At 69.7% G+C, this 8,150-nt stretch carries 10 protein-coding genes; 6 read left to right on the top strand and 4 right to left on the bottom strand.

Translation table 11 applies throughout. The features are described from left to right. Together G6016_RS15965 and G6016_RS15960 are read left to right on the top strand one after the other, a co-directional pair. Positions 1–609: sulfite exporter TauE/SafE family protein (locus G6016_RS15965; protein WP_182633578.1), on the top strand; the 609-nt coding region annotated here is incomplete at its 5' end. Continuing rightward, positions 602–766, top strand: coding sequence for a DUF8730 family Cys-rich protein (locus tag G6016_RS15960; protein ID WP_182633577.1), 165 nt, complete (start codon positions 602–604; stop codon positions 764–766). The genes G6016_RS15965 and G6016_RS15960, both read left to right, overlap by 8 nt. Before the next feature lie 124 nt (positions 767–890). Here the strand turns inward: G6016_RS15960 and G6016_RS15955 are convergent, their stop codons facing one another. Continuing rightward, positions 891–1,112: a hypothetical protein gene (locus G6016_RS15955; protein ID WP_182633576.1), complete on the bottom strand. Its 222-nt coding sequence runs from the start codon at positions 1,110–1,112 to the stop codon at positions 891–893. 67 nt (positions 1,113–1,179) lie between these two features. Between G6016_RS15955 and G6016_RS15950 the strand changes: the two genes are divergently transcribed. Together G6016_RS15950 and G6016_RS15945 are read left to right on the top strand one after the other, a co-directional pair. After that, positions 1,180–1,473 carry a hypothetical protein gene (locus G6016_RS15950; protein WP_182633584.1) on the top strand — a complete coding sequence of 98 codons (294 nt, stop codon included), beginning with the start codon at positions 1,180–1,182 and terminating at the stop codon, positions 1,471–1,473. A 43-nt stretch (positions 1,474–1,516) separates the two neighbouring features. Next, complete coding sequence (locus tag G6016_RS15945) at positions 1,517–2,896, top strand: flavin monoamine oxidase family protein (RefSeq protein WP_182633575.1); 1,380 nt, start codon at positions 1,517–1,519, stop codon at positions 2,894–2,896. Positions 2,897–2,900: 4 nt separating this feature from the next. On the opposite strand, the gene G6016_RS15940 is transcribed toward G6016_RS15945, so the two are convergent. Beyond that, complete coding sequence (locus G6016_RS15940; RefSeq protein ID WP_338403644.1) at positions 2,901–4,142, bottom strand: sterol desaturase family protein; 1,242 nt, start codon at positions 4,140–4,142, stop codon at positions 2,901–2,903. 111 nt (positions 4,143–4,253) lie between these two features. Further along, a complete protein-coding gene (locus G6016_RS15935; protein ID WP_338403647.1) occupies positions 4,254–4,769 on the bottom strand; it encodes a zinc-binding dehydrogenase in 516 nt (171 codons plus the stop codon). Between the two features lie 22 nt (positions 4,770–4,791). On the opposite strand from G6016_RS15935, the gene G6016_RS17400 reads away from it, so the two are divergent. Together G6016_RS17400 and G6016_RS15930 are read left to right on the top strand one after the other, a co-directional pair. After that, positions 4,792–5,013, top strand: coding sequence for an AMP-binding enzyme (locus tag G6016_RS17400; RefSeq protein ID WP_241730376.1), 222 nt, complete (start codon positions 4,792–4,794; stop codon positions 5,011–5,013). A 1-nt stretch (position 5,014) separates the two neighbouring features. Continuing rightward, positions 5,015–5,821, top strand: coding sequence for an enoyl-CoA hydratase/isomerase family protein (locus G6016_RS15930; protein ID WP_206682328.1), 807 nt, complete (start codon positions 5,015–5,017; stop codon positions 5,819–5,821). A 37-nt stretch (positions 5,822–5,858) separates the two neighbouring features. On the opposite strand, the gene G6016_RS15925 is transcribed toward G6016_RS15930, so the two are convergent. After that, complete coding sequence (locus G6016_RS15925) at positions 5,859–8,135, bottom strand: alpha-glucosidase (protein WP_182633573.1); 2,277 nt, start codon at positions 8,133–8,135, stop codon at positions 5,859–5,861. Between the last annotated feature and the right edge of the window lie 15 nt (positions 8,136–8,150).

Genomic DNA, 8,150 nt, shown 5'->3' with positions numbered 1-8,150 from the left:
TCCGGCGCGGCGGGCTCGCACCCTGTGTGGCGGATCCTGCTCGACGGCCTGCTCGTGGGCGCCGCCACCGGGCTAGTCGGGGCCGGCGGCGGATTCCTCGTCGTCCCGGCACTGGTCCTGCTCGCCGGCCTGCCCATGTCGGCCGCGGTGGGCACCTCGCTGCTGGTCATCGCGCTCAAGTCCTTCGCCGGACTGGGCGGTTACCTGACCTCGGTGAGCCTGGACTGGCCGGTCGTGCTCGCCGTGACCGCCGCTGCGGTGGCCGGCTCGTTCGGCGGGGTGGCCCTGTCCTCGCGGGTGCCGGAGCAGGCGCTGCGCAGGGGTTTCGGGTTCTTCGTGCTGGCCATGGGCGTGTTCGTCCTGGCGCAGGAGCTACCCACCGCGCTCGGAATCGGCCTGGTCCTCGTGGCAGTGCTGGCCGCCGCGGGCGCCGTGGGGACCTGCTTGTTTACCACCCGGTGCCCGTTCAAGGCGCCGGACTCGGGGACAGCGGCCGCCACGGCTACTGCTCCAACCGACCTTGCACCTACAACACCCACCACCATTTCCACCTCAACTCCCGCGGTCGGTACCGGCCCGGACAACTCGAAGGAGACTCATCATGTGTAGAGCCGTCAAGTGCCGCAAGTGCGGAAAGACGACCTGGGCCGGCTGCGGAATGCACGTCGATCAGGTGATGGCCGGCGTCCCGCGAGCCGACCGCTGCCCGGGGCACGCCAACGAGCCCAGCGAGGGCGGATTCCTGGCCAAGCTCTTCGGCCGGTAGGCACGGGAGGCACTGCCTCATCTCTGACGGATGTTCATGTCGTAGGCATCTCCTACCATGAACGCAACCACCTCGGATAAACAGATTCAGATCCGAGCGTTGCGTACCTTTCCCCTCCGCCCCTTCAGAGATGAGGCAGTTCCATGCGCTCACGATTCGCTGCCGTGCTCACGGCTTTGGCCCTTCCGATCCTCACGTTGACCGCGTGTGGATCGGAAGAACAGCCGACCGTCGTAGAGGTCGTCACCACCACCTCGGTGTCGTCGTCCGCGTCGTCCTCCACATCGGCGTCCTCGAGCACCACCGAGACGCCGTCGTCCACCCAGGCCCCGGCCGCCGCGACCACCGCGGGAGCCGGGGCCTGCGGCGCTTACGGCTACACCGCCGCGCCCGGGCAGGAGGCAGCACATTGCATGGATAAGCAGGTTGCCTCCTGCGGCGACCCGTCGATCCACGAGAGGGGGACCACGTTCTTCACCGATGGAAGTTCGGGGTGGACGCAAACCTGTCAGAGCCAGATGGCGGCGGCCTACGTCCCACCGGCACCCACACCGACGTTTGACCAGGACGCCTACAACAAGCAGTTCGAGGAGGAATACTGGCGCAACAACCCCAGACCGACGTTCGATCCGGACTCGGCGGACGGATACGGCCCGGATCAGACGATCCCGCCGGCATGCCTGCGGTTCGAGAACGTCGACTGCTGAGTCCTCCCGGCTCGGCGCCAGATCATGAACTGAGAGGAACGCCATGGAACAGCCCGTGGACGTCGTAGTGGTGGGCGCCGGTGTCGCAGGGCTGGTCGCCGCGAGTGAGGTGGCCCGAGCCGGTCAGGATGTATTGGTCCTCGAAGCCCGGGACCGAGTCGGCGGTCGGCTGCTCAACGCACCACTGCCCGACGGCTCCCCGATCGACGTCGGCGGCCAATGGGTCGGCCCCACCCAGGACCGGGCACTGGCGCTGATCGACGAACTCGGCCTCGAAACCTTCCCCACCCACATGGCCGGACGACACATCTCCGAGGTGAGCGGGAACAGGTCCGAGTACACGGGCCGCATCCCGCGCCTGGATCCGGTCACGCTCGCCGACATCGGGCAGACGCAGTGGCGGCTCGACAGGATGGCCGCCTCGATTCCGACCGTCGAGCCGTGGCGAGCAACCCGGGCCGAGCGACTCGACGCGCAGACCTTCGACTCGTGGCTGCGCCGCACCGCCCGCACGCCGCGGGGCCGGAGCTTCTTCCGCCTGATCACCGAGGCGGTGTTCTCATCTGGGCCGGAGGATATGTCGGCACTGTGGGCGGGTTTCTACATCGGCGCAGCCGGCGGACTGGATGCCCTGATCGACACCGCCGGCGGTGCGCAGCAGGACCGGATCGTCGGCGGGGCGCAGTCCATCGCGCTCGCTCTCGCCGCCGAGCTCGGTGACCGGGTCGCCCTGAACAGCCCGGTCACCGCGATCGACTGGCACCACGACACCGCATTGGTCCGCGCGGGCGGGCGACTGATTCACGCCCGTCACGTGGTGGTGGCGCTGCCGCCGCCCCTGGCCTCGCGAATCCGCTACTCCCCCGGGCTGCCCGCCGATCGCGACCAGCTGGTGCAGCGGATGCCGATGGGCCGAGTGATCAAGGTCAACGTCGTTTACGACGAGCCGTTCTGGCGCGCCGACGGCTTCAGCGGCCAGGCCAATAGTGACACCCGCCCGCTCGGCACGGTCTTCGACAACACCCCGCACGGCGCCGCCGGTCCAGGCGCTTCGAGCGGCACCGGCGGCCCTGGGATTCTCGTCGGCTTCCTCGAGGGCCGGCACGCGGACGTCGCCTCCGGCCTCAGCCCCGAAGACCGGCGCTCGAGGATCCTCGACGATCTCGCCGGCTACTTCGGGCCCCGCGCGCGCTCGCCGATCGAGGTGATCGAGAAGGACTGGGCGGCCGAGGAGTACAGCCGCGGCTGCTACGGGGCCTTCGCCACCCCGGGCACGCTCACCAGGTTCGGCCCGCATCTGCGGCGCCCGGTCGGACCGCTGCACTGGGCCGGAACCGAAACCGCCACCAGGTGGGCGGGCTACATCGACGGCGCGATCGAGTCCGGCGAGCGGGTGGCGCGAGAGATCGCGACATCGGGCTAGCCGCTCAGTCCCGCGCCGCCCCTGCCCAGCCGGGCCCACGCACCAGGTAGCTCACGCGATCCCGCCAGGTGCGCGACCGGAACACGTCCCGCGCGATCGCCACCCATTCGTGCGTCGCGATCCGCACAGGATTATGGGTCTCTATGTTTGTAGTGAGCCCATAGACGACCCGCTCCCGCTCGGGTTCGAACGTGCCGAACAGCCGGTCCCACAGGATGAGGATGCCGCCATGGTTGCGGTCCAGGTACCGGCGATTGCTGCCGTGATGCACGCGATGGTGCGACGGCGAGTTGAACACCGTCTCCGCCCGACCGATCGAGCGGATAGCCTCGGTATGCACCCAGAACTGGTACAGCAGGTTGATGGCCCGCGCGTTCTGCACGATCGCCGGCCGCACGCCCAGCAGCGAGAGCGCGCCGTAGGGCACGTAGATGGTCAGCGCCTCGGCGACGGGCTGCCGCAGCGCGGTCGCGAGGTTGTACCGCTCGCTGGAATGGTGCACCACGTGGACCGCCCAGAGCCAGCGACTCTCGTGGGACAGGCGGTGGTTCCAGTAGTAGAGGAAGTCCCAGCCGACAATCCCCACGGCGTACGCGAGCGCGCCGGTCCCCAGGTCCAGCGGGGTACGGCGGAACAACGCGCCCGAGGCGGTCTTCGCGCTCCACAGGGTGGACACCGTGACGACGGTGGAGGCCAGGGCGGTCACCGCGGCGCCCCCGGTGATCCGCGCCAGAGCCGCCGGCTCGTGAGGAACCGTGGGAGCCAACGGGTCGGTCGGTGCGGTCGGTGCCGCAGTACCTTGCGGCGTCGACGTGGCTGTACGCTGCGGCGCCGCGGTGGTGGTCGAGTTATGTGACGACGACGACGTCGTCACCAACTCCCCCGCCAGCGACTGCGCGGTGCCCGTCTCCCGCGTACTCGGAACGGTGCCGGCCTCGAGCAGGCCGGACGTGCGGCTGCGCCGGATCACATCTCCGGCGGTGGCCACGGCTGCGCCGGCGAGCGAAACGCACATGAGTGCCCGAAGCGCGCGGCCTCGTCTGGTGCCCACAGCTTCACCCAGGCCGTCGGTGATGAGCGGCGCCACGAGGCTGCCAATGCCCATGGTCAGGCTGGCCATGGTGTCGGCGAGTTCGTAGGTGCCGGCGCTGGTCTCCTCGCCGGGGTTGCGGCGATGCCACGCGTATTCGGCTGCCATTGCCCCGACGAACCCAGGGATGGCCAGCACGGTCAGATCAACCTTCACTTCACCAGGATATGACGTGCGCCACGGGAGTGCGCCCGTGGCCGGCACGGCCCCTCGGGCTGCGGCGCGTTCCTCGGGCTGTGGCGCTCTCCTCGGGCTGTGGCGCTCTCCTCAGGCGGGGCCCATGCGCAGGATCGGCTTGACCACGCGGCCGGCGCGCAGGTCATCGATCGCGGTGGCCAGGTCGTCAAAGGAATACTCGGAGACCAGTCGATCGAACGGGAAGATGCCGGCCCGCCACCAGTCGACCAGGTGCGGGATGAGCTGATGCGGGTCGGCGTCGCCCTCGATCACGCCGGTCAGTGTGCGGCCCATCAGCAAGTGCGACTGGTCCACGGCGATGGGGTTGGCAAAGCCCTGCAGCCCGACGGTCGCGCCGATTCCCGGCGAGCGCAGTGACTTCAGCGCGTCCCTGATCACCGCCTCCAATCCGACCGCCTCCATGGCCAGGTCGAGCCCTCCGGTGGTTTTGCGGATCTCCTTGGACACGTTCTCAGTGGTGGACGAGTTGATCGTGTGGGTCGCTCCGAGTTCGCGGGCCAGCTCGAGTCGTTCGTCGACCAGGTCCACGGCCACGATTGTCTCGCACCCGGCTGCCTTGGCCGCCATCACGCCGGCCAGGCCCACGGTTCCCAAGCCCCAGAATCCGATGCTTTGGCCCGCGGCGTTCGTCATCCCCAAGCCCGACGTGGAGCTGACCCGCGCCGAACTGGACGAGGCCGTGCGTGCCGAGGTGGCCGGATACAAGGCGCCTCGGTACATCGAATGGGTCGAGGAGATCCCCCGCAACATCTCCGGCAAAATTCTCAAGAACGTGCTCACCGAGCGCCCGACCGACCAGTCGCAGCGCGTGAGCCGGAACGGAGCCTGACATGGCGGACACGGACAGGGCGGACGCGGACATGACCGAGCAGCTCGTGGAGATCTCCTCGCACGGCGAGCACGTGACCCTCCTGCGGATGCAGTCCCCCCCGGTCAACGCGTGGACGGATCCGTTCGTCGAGGCGATGGAGTCGGCTGTCTCCGAGCTCGAGGCCTCGACGACGCGCGTCGTGGTGATCACCGGCACCGGAAAGCACTTCAGCGCCGGCGGCGACTTCCACCGGTTCCAGAAGATCACCGACGAGGCCACTGCTCGCGAGTTCGTCGAGCGCGTGCAGGGGCTCATGGATCGGGTGGCCGCGCTGCGGATGCCGGTCATCGCCGCGGTCAACGGCACCGCCCTCGGCGGCGGGTGCGAGCTGGCGCTGGCGTGCGACATCCGCGTGGCCGGACCACGGGCGAAGATGGGTCAGCCGGAGGTGCGGTGGGGCATCCTCGCCGGCGCCGGCGGCACCCAGCGACTGTCGCGGCTCGTGGGTCCGGGCATGTCCAAGCTGATGCAGTACACCGCCCAGCCCGTCGATGCTGCCGAAGCGCTGCGCATCGGGCTAGTCGAGGCCGTTTCCGAGGACGACGACCCCCTCGGCCTGGCACTGGAGATCGCCGACCAGATCACCGTGAACTCCCCGCGCGCGATCCGCAGCGTCAAGCAGTGTGTCGACCGCGGCCTGGACGTGGACCTGCCCGCCGGGCTCAAGCTCGAGCGCGAGCTATGGATCGACCTCATCCCCGACGGCGACCTCACCGAGGGGGCGGCCGCGTTCTTCGATAAGCGCGACCCCGTCTACCCGGACTGAACGCGGGCCGGCTGGCGGCGCCCGTGGGGCTCTGCCGTCAGCCGGCGGCGCCCGCCGCGGCCGAGACATCGGCGACCAGCTGGTCGGCCATCGGGTGGTCGGCAGCGATGAAGGCGGCGGGCGTGCCGATCGGCGCGTCGACGGTGATCGTGGCATCGCCCTGGAACACCTGCCCGGTGATCAGGTGACGCCAGGTGCCCGGCGGCAGCGTGACCTGCACCGTCGACTGCCCGGGAGCCAGCACCGGAGCCACGAGCACCGCGTCCCCGAGCATGAACTGCTCATCCGCCTGGGCAGCCGCCGTCCCGGGGAAGTTGATCCAGGTATGACGGACCGCCGGCACACCCGTGCTGGCCGCCTCCGCCAACACGTCAGACCGATACGGGACAAGAGCGGAGAAAATGCGGCTGTTGCGGGCGAACGCGGCGACTTCGTCGTCGTCATATACCTGGCGGTTCACCGCCGGGCGGTTCCCCTCGTGACTGCGGAACATGGGACCGAACGCCGAGTACTCACCCCAGCGGGCCAGGAGTTCGGCGTCGCGCACGTAATCGGTCACCACCAGGTCCACCGAGGTGTAGCCTCCGACGTCGGAATGCACGACCGGCCAGCCCGACACCCCGGACGAGAACGTGCCGCGCAGGGCCGAGGGAAGGCCGTCCTCGTCGGACCAACCGACCATCTGATCGCCGTTCCAAAACGCGGGGGTCTGCGAATCCATGCCCGAGGTGCCGGCGCGGAACCAGGTCACGCAGTCCGGTCGGCCGGCCTTCTCGCAGCCCTCGCGGACGGTCTCCGCCCAGAGGCGGGGCCAGGCGTTGTGCATCAGCTCGGCGTCGCCGTCAAAGAGCACGGCATCCATGGGCAGGCCCTCGCCGAAGTCGGCCATGAAGCCGTCGACCCCGTGGGCGAGCACCTCCTCGGCGATGACCGTCGACATCCAGTCTCGGCCGGCCGGGTTGGTGAAGTCCACCAGCGCGGCCGAGTATCCGCCCTGGTCAACCATGTACGGACTGCCGTCCGGAGCCTTGACCAGCAGCCCGGCATCGCGGGCCTCGGCCCACAGGTTGCGGATCGCCGGATCGTTCTTGGGCGCGGCGTCCACGAGCCACGGGTTGACGTAGGTCGTGGTCTTGATCCCACGCTCGTGCAGGTCGCTGACCAGCTCGTCCCAGCCGGGATAGCGCTGCTGATCGAGCTGCCAGGTCCACCACAGGCGGTCGCCGAAATCGGTGGTGCGCTGGCCGGTCCAGTCCTGCAGCCACACACCCGACACCTCGGTGCCCGCGGCCTCCAGCGTGTCGACCGTCTGGCGGACCTCGTCGGTGCCGCCCTGGATCCCGACGATCGCACCCTCCTGGGTCCAGTCGGCCAACGCCGGGCGGTCGACCGCGCCCTGCTGGGTGGCGATCAGGTCCGCCGGGGTGTCACCGCGGGTGAGCTCGAGCCGCATGGACGGCGCCCACACCTCCAGGCCCACGGTGTCGGGGCGGCGCGTGTCGCCGATCGCGAACGCATGCGTCGCCTCATCCCCCGGGTCGACCCGGACGCCCTGCATATCGCTGGTGACATAGGTGGGCCACGCCGCGAACGTCATGGAGGTGGTGCCGCCGGCTCCGCCATTGGAGAGGTCGGCGAGAAGGGTGAGCGGTTGCTCGCCGCGGCCGACACCCTGCTCTCGGGCGACCACGGGGATGAGGCGGCCGTCGAGATTGAACTCGTCGAACTGCTCGCCGAACCCGTGCACCTCCGCGCCCGGGGTGCGGCCGCCGGTCCACTGCACGACCTCCGCGTTCCTGTCACCGCCCGCCGCGGTGCCGGTGTCCACTTCCGCGGTCACGCCGCCGCCTGAGCGTTCGGTGAAACTCACGGTGAACGGGACGGCCCCGCCCTCGGAGGCCAACTCGCCGGTGAGGGTGACAGCGCCGCCGGTCGCCTGCACGCCGGTCACGCGCTGCGTGGTGGACTGCTCCGAGTGGGCGACGTCCGCCCAGAAGTAGCCGCGGTTCTCCTCCCAGCCCACCTGGCCGGTACCGGCCGTGAGGAACGCGGTGCCGGGGGAGTTGGACCAGACGGGCTGCCCGTCCTCGAGAACCGAGACGGAATCGTCGGTGACCACCACCGTGTGGCCGCCAACCACGTGCTCGCCGACCGCCTCCGGTTCAATGACGAGCTCGTGCGGCGACATCACCGCGAGGTGGTCGCTCGGCACTCCCAACATGTCGACACTCGCGGTGCCGCCCATGGCGAGCGAGCCCGTCACGGCCGCACCGACGGCGCCCAGCGCCCACTGACGAATTGTGTCTCCGATCACATCACCGCACTCTAG

Origin of the sequence: Dietzia aerolata (assembly GCF_014144865.1) — a bacterium.
GTDB classification, from domain to species: domain Bacteria; phylum Actinomycetota; class Actinomycetes; order Mycobacteriales; family Mycobacteriaceae; genus Dietzia; species Dietzia aerolata.
Note: the sequence above shows the minus strand (reverse complement) of the source record. Positions and strands in the feature narration are given on the sequence as shown.

Coding starts and splice junctions, on each gene's coding strand:
- G6016_RS15960 (WP_182633577.1), top strand. CDS start 602: ATGTGTAGAGCCGTCAAGTGCCGCAAGTGCGGAAAGACGACCTGGGCC.
- G6016_RS15950 (WP_182633584.1), top strand. CDS start 1,180: ATGGATAAGCAGGTTGCCTCCTGCGGCGACCCGTCGATCCACGAGAGG.
- G6016_RS15945 (WP_182633575.1), top strand. CDS start 1,517: ATGGAACAGCCCGTGGACGTCGTAGTGGTGGGCGCCGGTGTCGCAGGG.
- G6016_RS17400 (WP_241730376.1), top strand. CDS start 4,792: ATGCTTTGGCCCGCGGCGTTCGTCATCCCCAAGCCCGACGTGGAGCTG.
- G6016_RS15930 (WP_206682328.1), top strand. CDS start 5,015: ATGGCGGACACGGACAGGGCGGACGCGGACATGACCGAGCAGCTCGTG.